The organism is Rhodobacter sp. P2_H5 (assembly GCF_056403335.1).
On the sequence record NZ_JBFUFS010000118.1, the window covers coordinates 1 to 724 of the forward strand.

Sequence of the window (724 nt, forward strand, 5' to 3'; positions counted from 1 at the left end):
CGCGCAGTGCCAGTATCGGCATTTCCGGTCATTGGCGTCAAACGGGCGGCCAGAGGGTCGTGTATCGCCTTCCCTCGCATGCGACGGCGACTGTCCCGAACTGTCGCAGATGGCCAAGCGGCGCTCGCTTGCTGATTTCGCCCCGACACCTGACCCCGTCATTGACGTGGTCAGGCATTGCGGTCTTATCGGCCTTCACAGATGGAACAGGGTGAGCATCAGGCTATGGGCACGGAAATCACAGTGACGGAATGGCCGACCGCGGCACCGGGTGGCGCGGCCCGCTCGTGGCTCGCGGAMGATCTGGAAATCGACGGCGACGTCAGTTCCAAAGGCCCGGTGGATGTGCATGGCAAGATCACTGGCACCGTGCGGGCCCCGGATGTACTGATCTCTGCCAGCGGACGTGTTGCGGGTCAGGTCATGGCCCTGAACCTGTCGGTATTGGGGATGATCGACGGAACCATTGCCGCGAAATCGGTGTCGCTGTCCGGTTCGTCCCGCGTCCGGGCCGATATCACGCATGAGACGATCACGATTGAAACCGGCGCACAGTTCGAGGGCAGCCTGAAGCGGAAATCCTGACGCACTGCAGATTCTGGCTTGCTTGACTGGCTAGCGGCAAGCCCCGGAGCCCGAAGGTGGCGGTGACGGCGAAACCCCGGCGCGACCGCCGGGCCGCAGCCCGCCCCGAAGGGCGGGCGTAGTCACGTCACGCCAGGGT

1 protein-coding gene is annotated in these 724 nt (G+C 64.3%); it reads left to right on the forward strand.

Annotated elements, in window-relative coordinates; translation table 11 throughout:
- The first annotated feature begins 243 nt into the window (after nucleotides 1-243).
- Nucleotides 244-585: a bactofilin family protein gene (locus AC1DVR_RS23835; protein WP_478003101.1), complete on the forward strand. Its 342-nt coding sequence runs from the start codon at nucleotides 244-246 to the stop codon at nucleotides 583-585.
- Nucleotides 586-724: the final 139 nt, after the last annotated feature.